Origin of the sequence: Nostoc sp. XA010 (assembly GCF_020829625.1) — a bacterium.
Taxonomy (GTDB): domain Bacteria; phylum Cyanobacteriota; class Cyanobacteriia; order Cyanobacteriales; family Nostocaceae; genus Nostoc.
Genome location: NZ_JAIVFX010000014.1, coordinates 162,621 through 183,102 on the forward strand (window position 1 = coordinate 162,621; position 20,482 = coordinate 183,102).

Below are 20,482 nucleotides of genomic sequence, written 5' to 3' on the forward strand. Positions count from 1 at the left end.
TATAGATGAGACTTATGGCATAAATCTTCTGATAGAGAGACGATAACAAGATGAAATTGTATTCTGTTAACAATGTCATTTTTATAAAGAATTGGACTCAAAAGAATTACTCAATATTATTACCAACAAAAACAGAATGGAGTAAACAGATGAGGTTTGCCCTAAGACGCCGCAAGTTAGGTCAATTGATGATTATCAGCACAGTAGGAACTATGATCGCTAATTTTGTAGAGAAAGCTGTAGCACAAACTCAAGTAAAAAAAACTACCCCAATGCTGGCAAATTCTACTTCTGAAACTGTGAAGGTGACGCTACAAGTCAATGGAACATCACATAGTTTGCAAATTGAACCGCGTGTTACCTTACTTGATGCACTTCGGGAATACATAGGATTAATTGGTACTAAAAAAGGTTGCGATCATGGCCAGTGCGGTGCTTGCACGGTGCTGGTTGATGGGCAACGCATTAATTCGTGCCTGACATTTGCAATTATGCACACCGACGCAAAAATCACAACTATTGAAGGACTAGAACAAGGAAACAATCTGCACCCGATGCAAGCTGCGTTTGTTGCTCATGATGCCTTTCAGTGCGGCTACTGCACGCCAGGACAGATTTGTTCGGCAGTGGGTTTAGTCAACGAAGGACACGCTAAATCTGATGCCGACATTCGTGAACTGATGAGCGGCAATATTTGCCGTTGTGGGGCTTATCCAAATATCGTGGCTGCTGTCCGCAATGTTTTAGAGGGAAAAAAAGATGCAGCCGTTTAGCTATAAGAAAGCAGGACAAGCAGAAAATGCCGTGGCGTTGGTTACTCCAGATGCTCAAGCTTCGTATATCGCTGGTGGTACTAGCCTCATCGATTTGATGAAGCTAAATGTCCAGACCCCAAGAGAGTTGGTTGACATTAACCCACTCCCACTGAGCAAGATAGAAGTACAGGGTAACGGTGTGCGGATTGGAGCAACGGCAAGCAATAGCGATGTTGCTTATAATCCGATCATTCAAGAGCGTTATCCTGTACTGTCGGAGGCGTTGCTGTCTGGGGCATCGCCGCAACTGCGAAACATGGCGACAGTGGGCGGAAATTTGCTGCAACGTACCCGGTGTTACTACTTCCGCGATACTTCGATGCCCTGTAACAAGCGCGTTCCCGGTTCAGGTTGTGCGGCAATTGAGGGCTACAACCGGATTCACGCGATTCTTGGCGGTAGCGATCGCTGTATTGCCTCCCATCCGTCTGATATGGCGGTGGCAATGGTGGCACTCGATGCCGTTGTGCAGACACGCGGGCCGAGGGGAGAGCGCAGTATTCCCCTTGTAGATTTTCATCTTCTACCTGGCGAAACGCCAGAAAGGGAAACAGTTTTAGAACATGGAGAGTTAATTGTTGCCGTTGATTTACCTGCTTCAACCAATGCCCAGCGATCGCACTATTTAAAAGTCCGCGATCGCGCCTCTTATGCCTTTGCAGTGGTATCGGTTGCGGCGGTATTAGATATTCAAAATGACATCATTCGCTCGGCACGCATTGCCCTGGGTGGGGTGGGAACAAAGCCCTGGCGTGCCTTTGAAGCTGAAAAAATACTTTTGAACAAGCCTGCAAACGAAGCAACATTTCAAGCAGCTGCGGATACTGCGATCGCCGGAGCTAAACCTCAAAAATACAACGGTTTTAAGGTCGAACTCACTAAACGCACAATTGTTAAAGCGCTGGCAACGGTGGGAGGGATGGCATGAATACAAGCGATACAAATACAGTTGTCGGCAAACCGTTAAATCGAGTTGATGGACATCTCAAGGTAACTGGTGGCGCCCGCTATGCGGCTGAGTTTCCAGTTGCCAAGCTTGCTTATGCAGTAACAGTTCAAAGCACGATCGCTAAAGGTAAGATAGCCCAAATTGATACAAAGGCGGCGGAACAAGTACCCGGTGTATTAGCAGTTATTACCCACCTCAATGCACCCAAAGCTTCTGGAGAAAAGGGCGGCGGTCGCAAGCTGCAAGTGCTACAAGATAACATTGTCCTGTATAGCGGTCAGCATATTGCTGTTGTCGTTGCCACTACCTTTGAACAAGCTATGTATGCTGCTTCCCTCGTACAAATCCGCTATGAGGAAGAGAAACCCACCATTAATATGCGGGACAACCTCGCTAAGGCATACTTGCCTAAAGGTAAAATACCTGGAGGGGAACCGCCCGATTTAACTCACGGCAATGTCAACCAGGGATTAGCAAATGCTGCTGTTCGCATCGATCAAACCTATACTACACCAATCGAAAATCACAATCCAATGGAGCCTCATGCCACAACAGCAGTTTGGCAAGGCGATGAACTATTGCTGTATGACGCAACTCAAGGAATCTTTTCAACTCAACAAAAAGTTGCGGGAGTATTAGGAATTGAGCCTGAGAAAGTCCGCATTCTGTCTTACTTTGTTGGCGGTGGCTTCGGCTGCAAAGGGATGGCTTGGTCGCATGTGCCGCTAGCGGCGATCGCAGCACGGCAGGTTAATCGCCCAGTGAAATTAGTTTTGGGACGGACACAGATGTATGGCCCTGTTGGCTTTCGCCCAGAGACAATTCAACAGGTTTCTCTAGGCGCAACCCGCGATGGCAAATTGACCGCTCTGCGACACGCTGGAACTTCCCAAACTTCAACTTTCGATGAATTTATCGAACCAGTTGGTAAGAGTGTACGCATGATCTACGCTAGCCCGAATATCTCAACCAGACACCATCTAGTTGAGATCGATCAAGGAACACCAACCTATATGCGTGCGCCTGGAGAAGCTTCTGGCTCCTTTGCCCTAGAATCGGCAATGGACGAACTGGCTTATGCGCTCAATATCGATCCCATTGAGTTGCGTTTGCGTAACTATGCTGAAGTCGATCCTACTAAAGGGCTACCTTGGTCGAGCAAGTCACTTAGAGAATGCTACAGATTAGGCGCAGAAAAGTTTGGCTGGCAAAAGCGCAATCCTACACCCCGTTCGATGCGAGACGGTAATTATTTAATTGGTTGGGGCATGGCGACAGCCACTTATCCTAGCTACCGTTCTCCAGCATCAGCGATCGCCCGAATTATGGCAGACGGTACAGCTGTTGTATTGAGCGGTTCGCAAGATATTGGCACAGGGACTTACACTGTCATGACTCAAGTTGCAGCTGAGGCACTTGGTCTACCAGTTAACAAAGTTCGCTTTGAACTAGGGGATACCAAGATGCCACAATCCCCCATTTCCGGTGGTTCACAAACCGCCGCCAGTGTCAGTTCAGCCGTGCATTTAGCGGGAAATCAAGCTCGCAGTCAGCTTTTGCAATTAGCACTTGCCGATCAAAAATCGCCCCTTTATAATTCAAACGCTGAGGATGTCATTGCTCAAGATGGCAGCTTTTTCTTAAAAAATAAATCCTCTGCCAGCGAAACTTATCAGGCAATCTTGGCACGGCACGGAATGAAAATGATCGAAGCGCGTGCAGATGCCAAGCCTGGAGAAGAACAAGAAAAGTTCTCAATGCACGCATTTGGAGCGCAGTTTGCCGAAGTTCGCGTTGAGCCTGATTTGGGTGAAGTGCGAGTATCGCGTTGGGTGGGAACTTTTGGTGTAGGACGCATCCTCAATGCTAAAACAGCCAACAGTCAGCTAATCGGTGGGATTGTCTATGGCATCGGTATGGCGTTAATGGAACATACGGTAATAGACCCAAATCGAGGACGCGTTGTTAACAATGATTTAGCTGAATATCACGTACCTGTGAATGCAGACATTCCCGATATTCAAGTGTTGTTTGTCGATGAACATGATCCACATATCAACCCGCTTGGTGTCAAAGGAATTGGTGAAATTGGCATTACCGGCACTGCGGCGGCGATCGCTAATGCTGTCTATCATGCCACAGGTAAGCGCGTCCGCGATTTGCCAATTACCTTAGACAAACTGCTGTAGATATGGCGATCGCTACATTACCAGTATGAGCAAGAACTTCATACGCGACAATGATACCTGACTTTTGCACATAAAGTGAAAAGTCTACCTAAAACCTAACCCCCTAACCCCCTCCCCGATGCGGGAAGGGAGAAATTCAAAGTCTCTCTCCTAAAAGGAGAGAGATTTAGAGAGAGGTTTTCCAAATGCCGTGAAACGGCATCAACTTTATGGATAACTCTTAACTGTTTTGTTTACGCCAACAGCGACCGTAGTTTTGCAGGTGTGAGTTATACACATCCTCTTAAAATCAATTCTTGTGTCAGTTGACTCAATGCATTTTCATAAAAAGCTAGGAGATTGACTACTATATCGGTATTTATTGCTGCTAAGTCTATCGATTAGAAAATGTATTGATCCTCAAAGCTTTAAAGTGTTTGACACTAGCAGCAATGCACAATGGCACAATCTATCACATTGTTTTCATTAGGACTTCTTGCTCAAGCTGATAAACTGCTATAAACAGAAAAATAAGCAATCAAATGAACGAACTACAAGCAATTTTAGAAGGCTTCGAGTCAAGTCAAAAAATTGGTAAAATCACTTTCCTTGCCACTGTAGTCAAAACTCAAGGTTCAACCTATCGCCGACCAGGTGCCAAAATGTTGATGACAAATACAGGTGAGATGATTGGAACAATCAGCGCTGGTTGTTTGGAGAATGACGTATTTGAGCATACTCAACAGCGAATGTCAGACGGCGAACCAATTGTTGTTACTTACGATAACACCGCCTCTGAAGATATTTTTTGGGGCTTTGGTCTGGGATGCAATGGAATAGTGCAAGTTCTCATCGAACGTCTTGAGAGAGAAAACACGCCGAATGCGATCGCTTTTACACAGGAGTGCTTTAATAAAAAACATTTGGGTATTATTGCTACAGTCTTTGCATTTGAAGGCGCAGTAAAAGTCAAACTTGGGTCGCGCTTACTGCTATATCCAAATGGTAAAATTATCACCGACATCAAAGATCCAAATTTAATTCAATCTCTGCTTGCAGATAGTCAAGCAGCTTTGGCTCATCAAAAGTCAAAGGTAAATAACTATCACTTACCTTTAGGTAGTGTAGAAGTTTTCATCGAAGTTATCAAACCACCGACACATGCAGTAATATTTGGTGCAGGTTACGATGCTGTACCTGTAGCACAGTTTGCTCAATCATTAGGTTGGGACATTACTGTAGTAGATTGTCGAGCTAATGAGGCAACTAAAGCACGATTTACTATACCTTGTGATGTGATTCTTACTCGGCGAGAAACTGTACAAAAACAGATATTTATAGATGCCTACACAGTTGCTGTGGTCATGACGCATAATTACCTTGACGACCTGGAAATTTTAAAGATATTGCTGCCATCTCCTGCACGCTACATAGGAGTTTTAGGCCCAAAGGCGCGTACTGAAAGATTACTTGAAGATTTACGTTCGCAAGGAATAGTTTATACTACTGAACAATTAAAAAGATTGCATGGCCCTATTGGGATTGACATCGGAGCGGATACACCTGAAGGAATAGCGATCGCCATTATTGCTGAAATTCAAGCTGTGCTAACAAATCGCAGTGGTAGTTTTTTAAGAAATCGCAATCAACCAATTCATCAATCCTATGAAAGCAATTCAAACTTGCTACTTACCACATAGTTTTTATCTGTTATGGTATTTAACACTGAGCAAATAGACAATGAGAAATCAACTATAGCCATTATGATTCTTGCTGCTGGTGCATCTACTCGGATGGGTACACCTAAACAACTATTGCTTTACCAAGGACGTAGTTTTTTGCAATACATTACAGAAATGGCGATCGCTTCAGTTTGTCAACCTGTAGTAGTAGTACTTGGAGCAAATGCAGAACAGATTTATCCCCAACTTAAGCAACTTCCCGTTACAGTAGTTAAGAACTTGGATTGGGCTTGTGGGATGAGTGCTTCAATCAAGAGCGGTATTGAATTGTTAAATAATCTTCCTAAAAAAATAGAAGCAGTAGTTATTACACTTTGCGACCAACCATTTGTTTCTCACCAAGTTATTAATCAACTTGTTGATGCATATTATTCGACAAAAAAACCGATTATAGCTTGTGAATATGCAGGAACATTAGGTGTACCTGCTCTATTTAGTCAGATATATTTTTTAGAACTTGCTGCTTTGAAAGAAAATTCAGGGGCAAAAAGAGTTATTAACAAAAACCTTAATGACGTGTTTTCCATTCCGTTTCCACTAGGGGATATCGATATTGATACACCAAAGGATTACGAACAATTGATATCAATTACCAAAGCGCAGAATTAACTTATTCTACTGCTATGATATCCCCAGCTTATCGCCAGTTGAAGAATTCAGTAGCGAAGCTGAAAACGTTTCCGTTAGCTCCGGTCATACTAATTCGCAATTTGCAATACTCGTCATTCGCGTAGCGTCTCGTAGAGAAGGCGAGACGCTAAACGCGAACGCCCCGCTACTTTCGCGCAGCGTCTCGTAGAGAAGAGAGCAATTAAAAAACTTAGAGATGCTTGTCTTAATCGTTTAAGAAGCTGCGGACTGTAATTTTTCTAATCGTGCTAGCACTTCTGAACTATGAATGTTTGGGTTGACTTTGACAAAAGTTTCGCGCAATACGCCTTGAGGATCGATGATAAAACTATGGCGCATAGATAAAAAGCCCAGCCACGAACCGTAAGCTTTACTCACTGAACCATCAGTGTCAGCCAACAGAGGAAATTTTAGTCCCTCTGAATCACAAAATTCGGCGTGAGAATCAATATCATCAGCACTTACACCAATAATCTGGGCATTTTTTTTGACGTATTGGGGTAAATCTTGCTGAAAACGGCGAGCCTCTATAGTACAACCAGAGGTAAAGTCTTTTGGATAAAAGTAGAGGACTAGCCACTTACCGCGCAAGTCAGAGAGGGAAATTTTGCCATTACCTGTATTGGTTGGCAAAGTAAACTCTGGTGCGGGTTGATTAATTGCAGGAAGTATACCACCAAGGGCGTCAGCAGCAGGGGTAAAATTCAGCCAGCTGATGAGAGAAATACAGCTGGCAAATAATATGCTTAAAAAAGTGCGGCGGGAAATCATGGTGAAAACCAGAATTACAACTTTACACAAGTTTACAATTCTTGGTTGCTGCTAATCTCACTTTAAATCAGATTCGGGTGGGGTATCTGTGCTTTCGATATATTGGCTATCTAATAGAAAGGCTCCCCTAGTAAAGCGAATACCCCAATATCCACCAGGTCTGCGGTCAATGACTATACCCTCTTCGCCAAGGTGAATTACGTCGGCGGGGCGCAGCATGGGCATGGGTTCAGCAGTTTTCACGTAGGGCGGCAGTGCCACAACCCGGACTTTACTACCAATTGCAAATTCTTTAGACATTTTAATCAAGCTAGGAGTTTTGAATTAACTCATAACTTATAACTAGCTTGAAAGTCTAGTCTACTAAATTGAGCATGGGATTGAAGAAGAATTCAGAAGTCAGAATTCAGGAGTCAGCAATCTTGACGCTCTGGTGCGAGACGCTGCGCCATCCGCCAGTCGCACAAAATTCATTCTGTTAGCGGATAGCTAAGGTTTAGCCCATTCTGACTTTTGACTTCCCCGGAGGGGCTAACTCCTGAATTCTGTTTCAATAAATAGGGAAAGGGAAAGGGGAAAAATTTCATCCCCTTTCCGCATCTTCTGCAAGAAGTCTATTAATTTTTAATTATGGAAAACAATGCTTAGACATCAGTCAAGTTAGCTATTTTTTGAAAAATTATTAGGGAACTCCAAAAAATAAATTATCCAATTTCTGGGCTTCACTACGACTTTCCCTCCCCTTAAAGCAATGGGATATTTTGTGCCTTATTGGGGATTGCCTTGTTGACGGCGCGAAGGAGCATTTTGACGGAATTGCTCTATTTTTTGGCGCTGTTCGGGGGTCAAGACTGCTTGAATCTGTTGTTTTTCAGACTCCCTGATTTGTCGGATTTGGGTTTTCTGTGCTTCAGTCAGATTTAAGTCAGCATAACCACCCTTTCCTCGACGTTGACCTGGTTGGCGTTGACCTTGACCAGCTTGCCGTTGAGCCTGACGTGCTTGTTTCGCCGCCTCTAACTTGGCCTTTTGTTCTGGGGTGAAAACTGCCTCCATTTTGGTGCGGCTATCGCGCTTAATTGCTTGGATTTGGGTTTTTTGGGCATCTGTTAGACCCAATTCTTTCCAAGGGCCCCTTTCTTTTTGTGGAGTTTGTGCAAGTAACACGGGTGAAGGAGAAGCTGTTTGGGCGTTAACAGCAAAGGAGGTAGCAGTTAAAGTTAGAGCGATCGCTCCAGCGAGTAGTGAGAATGCTTTGAGTTTCATTACTTGTGTGGTGGGTTTTTCCTGGTTGGATGCCACTATCATAAGAACTTATCTTTAGTAATCACATGAGGAGAAAGTCATGGTTTTACCCATGACTTTAGTCATGATTGAATTTAGACAAACATGATTGACAATAAATAGTTAGGAGTTAGGAAGGATGAAAATTTTTATTATGATTAATTTATAAATGTTTATTGAGCTTATTACATAATTTTTATACCATACACTGGATTTACTCTTAAGTCTTAAATAAGCCAGCGGAAATTTGAAATAGTAGAGGCTACCGTTAAAATATGCAAAACTCTTAACTTCTAATTCCTAACTTCTAACTCATTTATAACTGGAGCAACGTGGCTAATGAGTCGTCCAATTCCAATTAAGAAACATCCTTTTCCGTCTCTACTTTATCTAGAGTGGACATTACTGGCGATCACCGCATTGATAGCCTTTATACCACCTCCGTTAAAGCATTTTCGTCCTAAGCCTCTAGAACTATCAATTTGTGGCGCATTTCCAGACTTGTCAGTTTGTAGCATATTACCAGAACTATCAATTTATAGTCTGATTATTTTTGCAGCGATGGGTTTAAAATTACCCAGTAATAACCAGAAAAATAAGGTAATTTACACAGCCATTGAAATTCTATTAATTTTAATAATTGGGCTTTTTGGGGAAAGATTTGCTCGGTTATTTCCGTTTCTCTACATAATTTTAGTGACTCGTAGTTGTTTGATTTTTCAGTTAAATGGGCGTTTATTCATTACAGGGTTATCATTTTGCTTATTTTTAGTTACTACACAACTAAAATATCAGTTATTCAATTTTCAAGCATCGCCACAAGCACAAGAGCGATATCGATTTTTAATTTTGAATTCGTCGCTAGTATTTGGCTTAAGTTTGGTTTTTGTGTTGTTGATGATGAATGCAGTATTGTCTGAACGGCAAAGTCGAGAAAAGCTAGCGATCGCTAATGAAAAACTGCGCCAATATGCCATGCAAATTGAAAATCAAGCTACCTTAAAAGAACGCAACCGCATTGCTCGTGAAATTCATGATTCTTTAGGACATTCTCTAACTGCTTTAAATCTGCAATTAGAAACCGCTTTAAAACTATGGCAATCTAACCCAGGTAAGGCTGAAACATTTCTAGCAACAGCAAAAGAATTAGGTTCAAAAGCGCTAAAAGATGTCCGCGAATCTGTTTCTACTATGCGTTTAAATCCATTACAAGAACAATCTTTAGAACGGGCGCTCGCTAGTCTTTCAGAAAACTTTCATCGCTCAAATGGTATTTTACCAATTTATGAAATCAACTTTGAATATCCTCTACCACCTGAAATAAACACTGCTATTTACCGGATTATTCAAGAATCTTTGACAAATGTATCTAAATATGCGGATGCCACAGAGGTTAAACTAGAACTCAATACGACTAAAGGCAATGTGCGGTTGATAATTCAAGATAATGGTAGAGGTTTTCATTTAGGGCAAAATACTACAGGTTTTGGACTTCATAGTATGCGCGATCGCACTTTAGCGCTTGGAGGTGAGTTTAATATTAATAGCGCTCCTGGTTCTGGTTGCAAAATTACAGTTAATATTCCCTTAACGAGCTTGACATAATGATTAAAGTGCTGCTAGTAGATGACCAAGGTTTAATTCGCCAAGGATTAAGAGCGTTATTAGAATTAGAACCAGATTTAGAGATAGTGGGAGAAGCAGAAAACGGTGAACAAGCGATTAATTTAGTTGCTGAATTTCAGCCAGATGTAGTATTGCTGGATATCCGAATGCCCATTATGGATGGAGTTGCAGCCACGCGACAAATTCAAAAACGTTTTGGCAAAACTAAAATTTTAGTACTGACGACCTTTGATGATGATGAATATGTATCAGCAGCGTTGCAAAATGGAGCAATGGGTTACTTGTTGAAAGATACACCCTCAGAAGAATTAGCTGTTGCTATTCGTGCCGTTCATAAAGGATATACTCAATTAGGCCCAGGTATAGTTAAAAAGCTATTAACTCAGTTTTCTAATGGTACACCAACCCAGTCACCGCCTGTACCCTCCACTTTAGCTGAACTCACTCCGAGAGAAAAAGAGGTTTTGCGGTTAATAGCTACAGGCGCTAGTAACCGAGAAATTGCTCAGGAACTCTACATTTCTGAGGGGACTGTGAAAAATCATGTTACGAATATTTTAAACAGATTAAACCTGCGCGATCGCACTCAAGCTGCGATTTGGGCAAATACCTATTTATCTTATTTGAATGAATCAAGTTAAATAATTTGTAATTCTTCACCGAGCTACTTATACAACGGAAAAAATCAGAATTTACGCATTGATAAGATAGATAAAGAATGCATTGAATAAATCAGGAAAAAGCAGGCGATTTCTAGAAATTGCGAACCTACCATTATTTGAGATCGCTCATCACCTTAAGGAGAGTGATCGTTAAGCTTGAAGCTAAAACTGTATGGTGGACATCTACATACTACAATTGTAATATTAGATTAGTCTTGATTATACTTAATTGTTTTATGGAAGTGATTTTGGGTGATATCACAAAGCTAGAAGTTGATGCCATCGTCAATGCTGCAAATACTAGCCTGCTTGGGGGTAGCGGCGTAGATGGAGCGATACACAAGGCATCTGGATCAGACCTAGTTGATGAATGTAGGTCACTTAGAGGATGTAAGATTGGCGATGCTAAACTAACCAAAGGATATCGCTTACCTGCAAACTTCATCATTCATACTGTAGGGCCAGTATGGCGAGGAGGTAATCACGGAGAAGCTGAACTTTTAGCTCAGTGTTACTATAAATGTATCCAAATTGCCGCAGATAAAGAGTTTAATAGTTTGGCATTTCCTTGCATTAGTACTGGTATTTATAAATATCCTAAAGCTTTAGCAGCTGAGGTAGCAGTAAAAATATGCAATGAACAACTACAAAAGAATGGTTGTCCACAAAAAATAATTTTTTGCTGCTATGATCCAGAAAACTATGAAATATATACAAGTATTTTAGGACTTACGCATTGACAAAAGTAAATGAATACTGGTTAGATAAATTACTTTTAAACCGTAGATGCATAGAGGATGACACTTGATCGGGAAGGTTTTCTGGCTTGAGCAAAGTGTCCGTATTAGAGAGAGAAAGAACAAGAGTTTTCGAGCTAGTTTGAAAGGACTACGCCTAAAAATAAGTTTTTTGATAGCTTATTTAAATAATTCCAAACATTCATTTTTTAAAACATCTTTTATGAGCTTGATGTTTCTAAATGACTTAGAGATCACTTCTTCGCAAGATATATTAATTTGTGATTGATTTAGAGTAATCAACTCTTGAATTGAAGCACCATATACAATTTCTGATACGCCACTCCAAACACAAGCAGTTGCACACATGGGACAGGGTTCACCAGTTGTATATATGCTATAACCTTCTAAAGAAGGGTTTTTAAGTTTAGCTGTTAAACTACGAATGGCGTTAATTTCTGCATGTGCTGATGGATCGTTGTCTCTGTTAACAGTGTTATGAGCTACGGCAACGACTTCGTTATCTTTAACAATCACAGCACCATAAGGCGCATCTCCTTCTTTTGCTTCTGCCAAAGCTAAACGCATAAAATATTCTGGGTTCATATAAGCTGAGGTTAACATAAGGATAATGATTAATAATATCGTATTTCTAATGCTATAACTAGGAATTAAAATTAGTTAATGGTCGAATATGTTACTGAGCAGACAAGAAACAGACTTCTACTTAAAAGACCTGGAAACACCAATAGGTAAAGCGATTAATTTAACGCTTGCCGCTATGGTGCTAGTATCATCAGGAATTTTTGTGGCAGAAACTTATAATATTCCTGATTATGTGCGGTTTCAGTTGAATGTAGCCGATACTGCGATCGTTATTATCTTCGCGGTAGAATATTCCCTTCGTTTGTGGAGTGCGGAAAATAAAATTAAGTATATTTTTAGCTTTTATTCGATTATTGACTTAATGGCAATTTTACCTTTCTTTCTAGGAATGGTGGATATTAGCTTTATCCGCTTACTGCGATGGTTTCGGATTTTACGATTAATCAGATTTATCGATAGGAAATTTCTATTCGCCACTATCAGCACTGAAGATGGAATGATTTTTGCGCGAATATTATTTACATTATTTGCAATTGTTTTTATTTATTCTGGCTTAATTTATCAAGTAGAGCATCCGGTTAATCCTGAAAATTATGGTACGTTTTTAGATGCCTTTTATTTCTCTGTTGTCACAATGACAACTGTAGGATTTGGCGATGTTATTCCAATTTCGGAATTGGGGCGCTTGCTAACAGTCCTGATGATTTTTACGGGAATTGCGCTGATTCCTTGGCAAGTGGGAGATTTAATTAAGCGAGTTGTGAAAACTGCTAATCAGGTAGAAACAGTTTGTTCAGGTTGTGGTTTGGCTTTCCATGATGTAGAAGCTGGGTTTTGTAAAAGGTGCGGGACTAAGTTGCCTAGTCGCAGGGTTGATTCAGAGAGCCGCCATTGCTGAAGAGGAAAAGATACATCCATCTTGGATTAGTGATTTGGTGCGCTACGAAAAAACATGGCTGTTGGCTTATGAACCTACTAGCCGCTTAATTGTGTGTTGGTTTCGTTATCCTGTTGGTATAGCGAGTGCAGAGGGGATGAAGCACCAACCAACGATCGCAATTTGGTTTCGATTCTCAAAGCAATGTCTACGACGGGCTACGCCTACGCAACTGCGGCATATTGTGCGCTCGCTATAGCGTGTTAATTACCAGGTAGTTCACGGTAAAATAATCTTTCTCTGGCGATCGCTCAGGAAAGTGATAATAACCAATGTCTAACCTCAACCTCATTTCCGAATATAAAAGCTTTGGTGGCAAACTGGGCTTTTACAGTCATTCCTCCTCAACCTGTAACGGTGAAATGCGCTTTGCTGTCTATCAACCACCACAAGCAACTCAAAAACCTGTACCGATTCTCTATTTCCTCTCTGGGTTAAGTTCCACAGAAGAGAATTTTATGGTTAAGGCGGGAGCGCAGCGCTTTGCAGCTGAGTATGGTTTGATATTGGTTGCACCAGATACAAGTCCGCGTAATACTGGCATTGCAGGTGAGGATAATGACTGGGACTTTGGCACAGGTGCGGGCTTTTATGTTGATGCTACAGAAGAACCGTGGTGTAAAAACTACCAAATGTATAGTTATATCGTCGAGGAATTACCTGCTTTAATTACCGCAAATTTCCCTACGCAACCTGAAAAACAAGGTATTTTCGGTCATTCGATGGGGGGACATGGGGCGCTTGTCTGTGCAATGAGAAATCCAGAACTTTACAAATCAGTATCAGCTTTCGCACCTATCACTGCACCTATGCGTTGTCCTTGGGGCCAAAAGGCTTTGGGTGGTTATCTTGGCAACAATCAAGAAAGTTGGCGTGCTTATGATGCTAGTGAATTAGTCAAAAAAGTAGGATATCACAGTTCGATTCTCATTGACCAAGGGACTGCTGATAAATTTTTAGCTGAACAATTAATGCCAGAGGTGTTTGAGCAAGCTTGTGCAGATGTTAACCAACCGCTAAACTTGCGTTATCAAGAAGGCTATGACCACAGTTATTATTTCATCGCCAGTTTTATTGAAGATCATATCCGCCACCATGCGTTAGCGTAGCTTATCGTAGGTATCGCTTTATTAATTACAGCAGTTTTCATTTATTTAAACCCTATATTTCTATTTCGATTTTTGAACAAGACTACGAAAAATATGATGGTGTAAAAGTCTAACAAAAATAATGTAATATCAGGTTCGGGTGATAACTTTTAATAAAATCTATCAATCTAGATTGGGTTGTAGCAAGATGCCCATAGGGTTACGGCAGTCAAACCCAACATTTCCGGCGCTTTGTTTGGTTGCACTTTGCTTAACCAAAGCTACAATTTTTCACAAAGCCAAGCGTATTAGGCGATCGTTACTGAAACGGCGATACATGACAGATATATAATTGGTTAAACTTTTTTCTTGAGCAAATAAGTATGAGTGATTTTGACCATTCTCAGCATCGAAAAGATTATATCATCCTCTTAATAATTTGGCTGATAGCACTAGCTATAGATAGAGCTTGGTTTTTCTTAGATGACTCGATTCCAGCCTACGATCAAAGTGCACATTTAGCTACAGCATTACATCATTATAGAATTTTTCAAAACTTCAATATCTTCTCAGGAGATTGGTGGCTATCTCTGTGGCAATTAACTCCAAGTTATCGCGCTCCTTTTGTATATATTTGCACTGTCCCATTTTTAATGTTGTTTGGACGTGGATATGACCAAGCAAGTTTGGTCAACTTATTTTATACTGCAATGATTATAGTTTCAGTATATCATTTAGGCAATTTTTTATTTCACAATCGAAAAATTAGTATAACTGCCAGTATATTTTGTGTGTTATTTCCTATTTTGGGAGTTATTCGGACAGATTATTTAATAGATTATGGTTTGACAGCAATTGTTACAGTAACTTTTACTGTTCTGACAATTTGGAAAGAAAGTTATATTGGGTTTTTCTCATGGGGGTTAACTATTTTATTGGGCGTTGGAATAGGTTTAATCTTGTTGGCTAAACCTACAGGTTTTATTTTTATTTTAGTTCCTAGTATTTTGGCATTAATTAGTTTTATTAGAAAACGTAGATTTATCAAGCTAATTCAAGCTTGCTCATCTTTGATAATAGCTTGGTTAATTTGTAGTTTTTGGTATGGCTTAAACTGGTTAACAATTATTACATCGGCATTAAGCGCTAACCAAGTCGGAAAAAGGGAGGGTGATCCTTCTCCCACAACTATTGCTGGATGGTTATACTATCCACAAATGATCCCAGAAACCGTTGGCTTACCAATATTATGTGTGAGTATTGGCATTTTATTGGTTTATCTGATTAAATATAAATTTACTACTAATTTAATTTCAGCAAATCTCCATAAATCGGCTCGAATTTGGTTATTAGTTACCTTAGTAAGTAGCTATATAATTTGTTCTTTTGGTACAAATAAAGATATTAGATTTATTCTGCCATGTTTTCCGATAATTAGTTTAATATTGGCGGATTTATTCAATTTAATTGAAAATATATATTTTGATAGACTGAGATTAGCCACTTTAGTATTAAGTTGCATAGTTTTACTGAATAATTTGTTTCCATTACCCCTAATTCAAGCATGGGGTGGTAAACATTTACCTAATAATGATGCTAAAGAATATCCTCTGGAGAAACTGATACACAAAATTACCGAAACAAATTTATATTTAAGGTCTAATCTAGGGGTAATTCCTGTTTCTACACCGCAGATAAATGAGTATACGTTAAATTATTTTGGGGCATTAGCAGATTTTCGCGTATCTGGCAGAAAATTAACAACCAAATTATCTCAGATAGAGCAAGATTTACAATATTTTTGTTGGTATATTACTAGGGATAATGAACCATATAGACCTGGAGAAAGTGGAGAGACTAAACGGAAATTAAAATCTTTAGTTGAATCTTCTACTGATTTGAAATTACAGGGCGATTGGATATTACCTCATGGAGATAAAATGCGATTATATAGTTGCAAAAATCCTCCTGTAACTGTTGAAAAAATAAATAATAGTGAGTCTGGAATTAATTTAGAAAAAGTGGAGATTTCTCAGCAATTAATTTTAGATAAAAACAACCCTGTAAACTATGAAATCACAGGTTCATGGGATGATTTGCAAAATGGTATCTTACTGTTAAGATGGCAAAATAGCCAATCCTCTTGGTATCACGATCATGCCATTGGCTTGGGTAATTTATACTGTGGCATCAAATGTCATCCCGAAGGAACTTTCCGGGTGAAAGAAGCCTTATCTACATTTATTCCTAAAACACTAGCACTAGGAAAATATCAGCTATCAGCACTATATTTAGATAGAAGAAACAACAAAACCACATCTTTAAATATTCCAGATATTACTGTAAATGTGACAGATGTCGGAACAGCAGAAAAATCGCCAGCTTTAGATTTAGTTACTCGAACTTCACAGCTAGCCCAAGAATTACAACAGGGTAAAATAAATAATATATTTGTGCAAGTAGCTCATTTCAATCAATATGATCCTACTCAAGATTATTTAAAACAAATTGATTTCGCGGCTAATTATTATCTGCAAACAGAGCCAAATAACTTAAATTGGCGTTACACCTTAGTCTTATCACAACTTTTACAGCGCCAAGTTCCAGAATTAATCCAAAATTTAAAAGAATTAACTAAATATGATGCTCAAAATCCTTACACTTGGATTTATTTAGCTTTTGTTTATTTATATAATTTTCAACCTGTACAAGCTGAACAAAATTTAGCGATCGCAGAACAATTAAAATCAGATATACCAGAATTAAAAACTTTAAAAACTGTAACAAATGTTATGAAATTTTTGCCACTACAATGGTTTGCTACTAAGGAATAGGAGAAACGGGGGGCAACGTCAGTGTTACGATCGGATAATTGAGCCTATAATTAGAATTGTTGGGAAGACTGCAAAGCATGAGTGAAACTGCGGAAAAACTTAAACTCGAACTTTCTCAGCTTTCTGCAAAAGAACGTGCTGAAATTGCCTACTTTTTAATTCATTCTCTAGATGAAGCTATAGATGATAATCTAGAAACTGCTTGGGATACGGAATTAACCCAACGGTTAGAGGATATTAATCGCAAAACAGCTCTTGGAGAACCATCATCTCAAGTCTTTTCTGAGTTACGAGAAAAATATTTGTGAAGTTTATTGTTATCCCCACTGAGGCTCGGAAGGAGCTTGATGCTGCAATAGCTTATTATGAAGCTCAAAAAGTAGGCTTGGGGCTAGATTTACTATCTGAAGTAGAAAAAGTTATTCTCAAAATTCAGCAAAACCCCAATTTAGGAATTCCACACAAGATTGAAGGAATACGTCGTTATGCTATTCAACGTTTTCCCTATCTAATTTTTTATACGGTGCTTGAAGAAGTAATTTGGGTTATTGCGTAGACGCTTTGCGGCTTGCCATTAGGCATCGCGCATGGTAAGCGCAAACCGAACTACTGGAAACAAAGAAATATTGAAATTTAATAAAAAGAGTACATAGCAGTCAACCGAAGGACAATCTGCTCAATCTCCAAATATAATATGCTTTAGAGTTTCCTGGTTAAATAGGGTGGCAAGTTTTCTACCCTTTTTTGATACTGGTATCGCCTTCATACCGTCCTAGAAGCGATAAGATCAAAAATAAATTCATACTGTGTTTATGGCAACCCAACTCAGTGAAGCCAAATCCCAAACTGAACTGGTAATATCTTGGGAAGCCTTGCCCAAGGATTTTCAACTAGAGGATGAACCAGTGGAGAATACAGGTCAGCCACTTTTGGCTGGTGCTTTGCGTGAAAGCTTAGAAATCAGTGGATTCATCCAACCCCAGATGTTGATAGCTTCAAATTTTGGTCTTTGTGCGACAGTGAACGGTCAATTTATTGCCAAAGCACCTGACTGGGTTTATGTGCCATCGGTGAATCAAGTTGTGGGTAATCGCAAAAGTTATACACCCAATTTAGAAGGAGATATCCCAGCGATCGCCATCGAATTTCTATCCGATACTGAGGGTGGAGAATATTCGGTAAAGCGAGCTTATCCACCAGGAAAATGGTTTTTCTACGAGCAAATTTTGCAGATTCCCATCTACATAATTTTTGAACCAGATGGCGGTTTATTAGAATATTATCAACTAGAAAATAAACGTTATGAGTTAAAGCAACCTGACGAAAATGGTCGTCATTGGATTGATGTAATGGGCTTATTTTTGGGAACTTGGCAAGGAACAAAAGAAGCTCGCACTGGCTATTGGTTGCGCTGGTGGGATCAAGCTGGTAATTTATTACCTTGGGCTGTAGAACAGATTGAACAAGAACGCCAACGTGCTGAACAAGAACGCCAACGTGCTGAACAAGAACGCCAACGCGCCGAACAAGAACGCCAACAAAAAGAACGATTGATTGCTTATTTGCAATCTCAGGGTATTGACCCGAATAATTTACCTCCGTTCGAGTAGAAACTAAAAACCACCTTTTTGAAATTAAGTATGAATTTGCTCTGCCTATAATTTAGAACCCTTTTTGTAGGGGTAATTAATGAATTGCCCCTACAAAAATCATGCAATTTTGCAAAACAAATTAGTTTGCCAATTAAGCAACAATATAAGGCGAGTCAATCGCAGCTACACGGCCAGCGTCTACCAAAGCTTGGTATACCATCACCGTTACCTCAGCGCGTGTAGCATCGCGGGTAGGATTGAGTTGTTTGACATTCGGGTGATTGACGATAATGCCCTTGTCTATAGCTTTTACTACCTCATCCTTGGCATATTCAGGAATCTTTGCTTGGTCATCAAAAGCTTTGATAGATGCTGTACCATCAGCAGACAACCCCAACCCATTCACCAAGGAAACAATCACTTGCACGCGCTGGATATTTTTGTTGGGGGCGAAGGTATTGTCAGGAAAACCAGAAAGAAATGAACCTTGATATGCTTGCTGAATTACTTTCGATGCCCAGAAGTCTGCTGGTACATCTTTGAATTTGATCACGGGGCGGTTTGGCGGTGGGTTGAAAGCTTTTACCACTAATGCGGCGTATTGTGCCCGTGTCATCGTAGCGTCTGGTTTAAATGTGCGATCGGGAAAACCATTAACTATGCCCAATTTGACTAATTCCCGAATAAAGCCACCTGCCCAATGATTCTTAATATCGCTTAATTCTATAGTGGGCGTGGGAGTTGGTGTCGGAGTAGGAGTGGGAGTCGCAGTAGGTGTTGGGGTGGGAGTAGGTGTTGGAATGGGAATGGGAGTGGGAGTAGGTGTTGGAATGGGAATGGGTGTCGCAGTGGGAATGGGAGTAGGTGTCGGTGTGGGTGTCGGAACCGAACTATCTGCAAACTCTACGTTTCCAGTGACTTTAGACGCATCTATTTTATTTCCCACAGAAACCAGTTTGTTAGAACTAGCATTTTGCAAATTAAATTTACCGTTATTGCGTAGAGTATTGCCTCCTAAATTATTGGTACTGCCGATATCCGGTAGAGCAGTTCCGATTACTGTGATACCATCGTCAGTGTTATTTTCGCAGACATTGTTACGCAATATAGGACGAGCGCTGCCAGAGATGACAATTCCAGAACGGTTTTCGTAAACTTTATTATCTCGAAGGGTAGGTGATGCAGTATCACTAATGGCAATGCCAAAACCTGTTTTTAAGCAGGTATTATCTTGAATTTGACCTTTGGAATTTTTAGCGATCGCAATTCCATTAGCTGCATTCTCACTGAACACATTACCTAGAATAACTGGATTAGCCTCACCTGTAGTAAATACTCCCTCGCGCTTACAGTTGGTGAAGGTGCTATTGGCAACAGTAGGGGCGGTTGATTCAATCCAAACACCACTACCACGACTAGCTAAATTTGTTACAGTCACTCCCCGCACTTCAGCTTTATCCATTAGCACAAATGTGACATTCTGAGCAGCAAAAGTACGGCTCAAATAGCTACCACTCCCTTCAATCAAAATACCATTGCCTTTATTGGTTTCATTACCCACCACTGTCACTCCAGATGGAACCGTTAGCGGAAAAGCTTCACCGCTAGCAGCATTGTAATTACCTTCTGCTAGTTGAATCTTGGTGTTATCTGTAGATACCTTAAGGGCTTGCGTAATAGTTTTGAATGGGGCTTGTTGGCTACCAAGGTTAGTATCTTTGCCTGTTACTGGATTTACATAAATAGTCTGAGCCATATTATACTTCCAAAAAATACATAGCTATCTTAGCGCTAACCATGAAAGTGGGTAGCGTTTAATGCATTAAGTAACTTAAAGTACTTTTCACTGCAAGGTTAAAAATTTATGCAAATGCTTTTAGGGTTCACTAGTACTCGACCAACCCAAAATTGCTAAAGAACTCTTGCAAAAGTTTTTTGTGATATGATTAGAAATTTGCTTTCTTTATGATTGGGGCTTAAATTAGCAGTGAAATTTTGGAGAGCCAAGCAGCTTACTTCAAGGAAATTTAAACGACTTACT

Annotated in this window: 20 protein-coding genes; 15 read left to right on the forward strand and 5 right to left on the reverse strand. The window is 40.2% G+C overall.

Features of this window, described 5'->3' with window-relative positions; translation table 11 throughout:
• Window positions 1-149: 149 nt before the first annotated feature.
• The 5 genes from LC608_RS20820 (at window position 150) to LC608_RS20840 (ending at window position 6,283) form a co-directional block, all read left to right on the forward strand.
• Entirely contained in the window at window positions 150-773 is a 624-nt protein-coding gene (locus LC608_RS20820; protein WP_229555326.1) for a (2Fe-2S)-binding protein, read from the forward strand.
• A complete protein-coding gene (locus LC608_RS20825) occupies window positions 760-1,743 on the forward strand; it encodes a xanthine dehydrogenase family protein subunit M (RefSeq protein WP_229555327.1) in 984 nt (327 codons plus the stop codon). The genes LC608_RS20820 and LC608_RS20825 overlap by 14 nt, the downstream gene beginning before the upstream one ends.
• A complete protein-coding gene (locus LC608_RS20830) occupies window positions 1,740-3,953 on the forward strand; it encodes a xanthine dehydrogenase family protein molybdopterin-binding subunit (RefSeq protein ID WP_229555328.1) in 2,214 nt (737 codons plus the stop codon). The genes LC608_RS20825 and LC608_RS20830 overlap by 4 nt, the downstream gene beginning before the upstream one ends.
• Before the next feature lie 521 nt (window positions 3,954-4,474).
• Window positions 4,475-5,632 (forward strand): XdhC family protein, encoded by a 1,158-nt coding sequence (locus LC608_RS20835; RefSeq protein ID WP_229555329.1) that lies wholly within the window; start codon window positions 4,475-4,477, stop codon window positions 5,630-5,632.
• A gap of 12 nt (window positions 5,633-5,644) precedes the next feature.
• Window positions 5,645-6,283, forward strand: coding sequence for an NTP transferase domain-containing protein (locus tag LC608_RS20840; RefSeq protein ID WP_229555330.1), 639 nt, complete (start codon window positions 5,645-5,647; stop codon window positions 6,281-6,283).
• 234 nt (window positions 6,284-6,517) lie between these two features.
• Here LC608_RS20840 and LC608_RS20845 read toward each other — a convergent pair whose 3' ends face one another.
• The 3 genes from LC608_RS20845 to LC608_RS20855 all read right to left on the reverse strand — a co-directional run bounded on the left by LC608_RS20845 (window position 6,518) and on the right by LC608_RS20855 (window position 8,341).
• On the reverse strand, window positions 6,518-7,075 hold the full coding sequence (locus LC608_RS20845; RefSeq protein ID WP_229555349.1) for a peroxiredoxin: 558 nt from the start codon (window positions 7,073-7,075) through the stop codon (window positions 6,518-6,520).
• A gap of 57 nt (window positions 7,076-7,132) precedes the next feature.
• Complete coding sequence (sipA, locus tag LC608_RS20850; RefSeq protein WP_229555331.1) at window positions 7,133-7,375, reverse strand: regulatory protein SipA; 243 nt, start codon at window positions 7,373-7,375, stop codon at window positions 7,133-7,135.
• Window positions 7,376-7,843: 468 nt separating this feature from the next.
• On the reverse strand, window positions 7,844-8,341 hold the full coding sequence (locus tag LC608_RS20855; protein WP_229555350.1) for a Spy/CpxP family protein refolding chaperone: 498 nt from the start codon (window positions 8,339-8,341) through the stop codon (window positions 7,844-7,846).
• Window positions 8,342-8,698: 357 nt separating this feature from the next.
• Between LC608_RS20855 and LC608_RS20860 the strand changes: the two genes are divergently transcribed.
• The 3 genes from LC608_RS20860 to LC608_RS20870 all read left to right on the forward strand — a co-directional run bounded on the left by LC608_RS20860 (window position 8,699) and on the right by LC608_RS20870 (window position 11,387).
• Window positions 8,699-9,964 (forward strand): sensor histidine kinase, encoded by a 1,266-nt coding sequence (locus LC608_RS20860; RefSeq protein WP_229555332.1) that lies wholly within the window; start codon window positions 8,699-8,701, stop codon window positions 9,962-9,964.
• Window positions 9,964-10,626: a response regulator transcription factor gene (locus LC608_RS20865; protein ID WP_229555333.1), complete on the forward strand. Its 663-nt coding sequence runs from the start codon at window positions 9,964-9,966 to the stop codon at window positions 10,624-10,626. Before LC608_RS20860 ends, LC608_RS20865 begins: the two co-directional genes overlap by 1 nt.
• A 257-nt stretch (window positions 10,627-10,883) precedes the next feature.
• A complete protein-coding gene (locus tag LC608_RS20870; RefSeq protein WP_229555334.1) occupies window positions 10,884-11,387 on the forward strand; it encodes an O-acetyl-ADP-ribose deacetylase in 504 nt (167 codons plus the stop codon).
• 177 nt (window positions 11,388-11,564) lie between these two features.
• On the opposite strand, the gene LC608_RS20875 is transcribed toward LC608_RS20870, so the two are convergent.
• Complete coding sequence (locus LC608_RS20875; protein WP_229555335.1) at window positions 11,565-11,990, reverse strand: nucleoside deaminase; 426 nt, start codon at window positions 11,988-11,990, stop codon at window positions 11,565-11,567.
• Between the two features lie 88 nt (window positions 11,991-12,078).
• On the opposite strand from LC608_RS20875, the gene LC608_RS20880 reads away from it, so the two are divergent.
• The 7 genes from LC608_RS20880 to LC608_RS20910 all read left to right on the forward strand — a co-directional run bounded on the left by LC608_RS20880 (window position 12,079) and on the right by LC608_RS20910 (window position 18,459).
• Window positions 12,079-12,888, forward strand: coding sequence for an ion transporter (locus tag LC608_RS20880; RefSeq protein ID WP_229555336.1), 810 nt, complete (start codon window positions 12,079-12,081; stop codon window positions 12,886-12,888).
• Complete coding sequence (locus tag LC608_RS20885) at window positions 12,863-13,126, forward strand: hypothetical protein (RefSeq protein ID WP_229555337.1); 264 nt, start codon at window positions 12,863-12,865, stop codon at window positions 13,124-13,126. Before LC608_RS20880 ends, LC608_RS20885 begins: the two co-directional genes overlap by 26 nt.
• 73 nt (window positions 13,127-13,199) lie before the next feature.
• Window positions 13,200-14,036, forward strand: coding sequence for an S-formylglutathione hydrolase (gene fghA / locus LC608_RS20890; protein WP_229555338.1), 837 nt, complete (start codon window positions 13,200-13,202; stop codon window positions 14,034-14,036).
• Between the two features lie 362 nt (window positions 14,037-14,398).
• Entirely contained in the window at window positions 14,399-16,849 is a 2,451-nt protein-coding gene (locus LC608_RS20895; protein ID WP_229555339.1) for a hypothetical protein, read from the forward strand.
• Window positions 16,850-16,926: 77 nt separating this feature from the next.
• Complete coding sequence (locus LC608_RS20900) at window positions 16,927-17,157, forward strand: addiction module protein (RefSeq protein ID WP_229555340.1); 231 nt, start codon at window positions 16,927-16,929, stop codon at window positions 17,155-17,157.
• Entirely contained in the window at window positions 17,154-17,405 is a 252-nt protein-coding gene (locus tag LC608_RS20905) for a type II toxin-antitoxin system RelE/ParE family toxin (protein WP_229555341.1), read from the forward strand. Before LC608_RS20900 ends, LC608_RS20905 begins: the two co-directional genes overlap by 4 nt.
• A 256-nt stretch (window positions 17,406-17,661) precedes the next feature.
• Complete coding sequence (locus LC608_RS20910; protein ID WP_229555342.1) at window positions 17,662-18,459, forward strand: Uma2 family endonuclease; 798 nt, start codon at window positions 17,662-17,664, stop codon at window positions 18,457-18,459.
• A gap of 133 nt (window positions 18,460-18,592) precedes the next feature.
• Here the strand turns inward: LC608_RS20910 and LC608_RS20915 are convergent, their stop codons facing one another.
• Window positions 18,593-20,197: a DUF1565 domain-containing protein gene (locus LC608_RS20915; protein ID WP_229555343.1), complete on the reverse strand. Its 1,605-nt coding sequence runs from the start codon at window positions 20,195-20,197 to the stop codon at window positions 18,593-18,595.
• Window positions 20,198-20,482: the final 285 nt, after the last annotated feature.

Excerpts from the sequence above, each read along its gene's own strand:
- LC608_RS20820 (WP_229555326.1), top strand. The coding sequence starts at position 150 with ATGAGGTTTGCCCTAAGACGCCGCAAGTTAGGTCAATTGATGATTATC.
- LC608_RS20825 (WP_229555327.1), top strand. The coding sequence starts at position 760 with ATGCAGCCGTTTAGCTATAAGAAAGCAGGACAAGCAGAAAATGCCGTG.
- LC608_RS20830 (WP_229555328.1), top strand. The coding sequence starts at position 1,740 with ATGAATACAAGCGATACAAATACAGTTGTCGGCAAACCGTTAAATCGA.
- LC608_RS20835 (WP_229555329.1), top strand. The coding sequence starts at position 4,475 with ATGAACGAACTACAAGCAATTTTAGAAGGCTTCGAGTCAAGTCAAAAA.
- LC608_RS20840 (WP_229555330.1), top strand. The coding sequence starts at position 5,645 with ATGGTATTTAACACTGAGCAAATAGACAATGAGAAATCAACTATAGCC.
- LC608_RS20845 (WP_229555349.1), bottom strand. The coding sequence starts at position 7,075 with ATGATTTCCCGCCGCACTTTTTTAAGCATATTATTTGCCAGCTGTATT.
- sipA (WP_229555331.1), bottom strand. The coding sequence starts at position 7,375 with ATGTCTAAAGAATTTGCAATTGGTAGTAAAGTCCGGGTTGTGGCACTG.
- LC608_RS20855 (WP_229555350.1), bottom strand. The coding sequence starts at position 8,341 with ATGAAACTCAAAGCATTCTCACTACTCGCTGGAGCGATCGCTCTAACT.
- LC608_RS20860 (WP_229555332.1), top strand. The coding sequence starts at position 8,699 with ATGAGTCGTCCAATTCCAATTAAGAAACATCCTTTTCCGTCTCTACTT.
- LC608_RS20865 (WP_229555333.1), top strand. The coding sequence starts at position 9,964 with ATGATTAAAGTGCTGCTAGTAGATGACCAAGGTTTAATTCGCCAAGGA.
- LC608_RS20870 (WP_229555334.1), top strand. The coding sequence starts at position 10,884 with ATGGAAGTGATTTTGGGTGATATCACAAAGCTAGAAGTTGATGCCATC.
- LC608_RS20875 (WP_229555335.1), bottom strand. The coding sequence starts at position 11,990 with ATGAACCCAGAATATTTTATGCGTTTAGCTTTGGCAGAAGCAAAAGAA.
- LC608_RS20880 (WP_229555336.1), top strand. The coding sequence starts at position 12,079 with ATGTTACTGAGCAGACAAGAAACAGACTTCTACTTAAAAGACCTGGAA.
- fghA (WP_229555338.1), top strand. The coding sequence starts at position 13,200 with ATGTCTAACCTCAACCTCATTTCCGAATATAAAAGCTTTGGTGGCAAA.
- LC608_RS20895 (WP_229555339.1), top strand. The coding sequence starts at position 14,399 with ATGAGTGATTTTGACCATTCTCAGCATCGAAAAGATTATATCATCCTC.
- LC608_RS20900 (WP_229555340.1), top strand. The coding sequence starts at position 16,927 with ATGAGTGAAACTGCGGAAAAACTTAAACTCGAACTTTCTCAGCTTTCT.
- LC608_RS20910 (WP_229555342.1), top strand. The coding sequence starts at position 17,662 with ATGGCAACCCAACTCAGTGAAGCCAAATCCCAAACTGAACTGGTAATA.
- LC608_RS20915 (WP_229555343.1), bottom strand. The coding sequence starts at position 20,197 with ATGGCTCAGACTATTTATGTAAATCCAGTAACAGGCAAAGATACTAAC.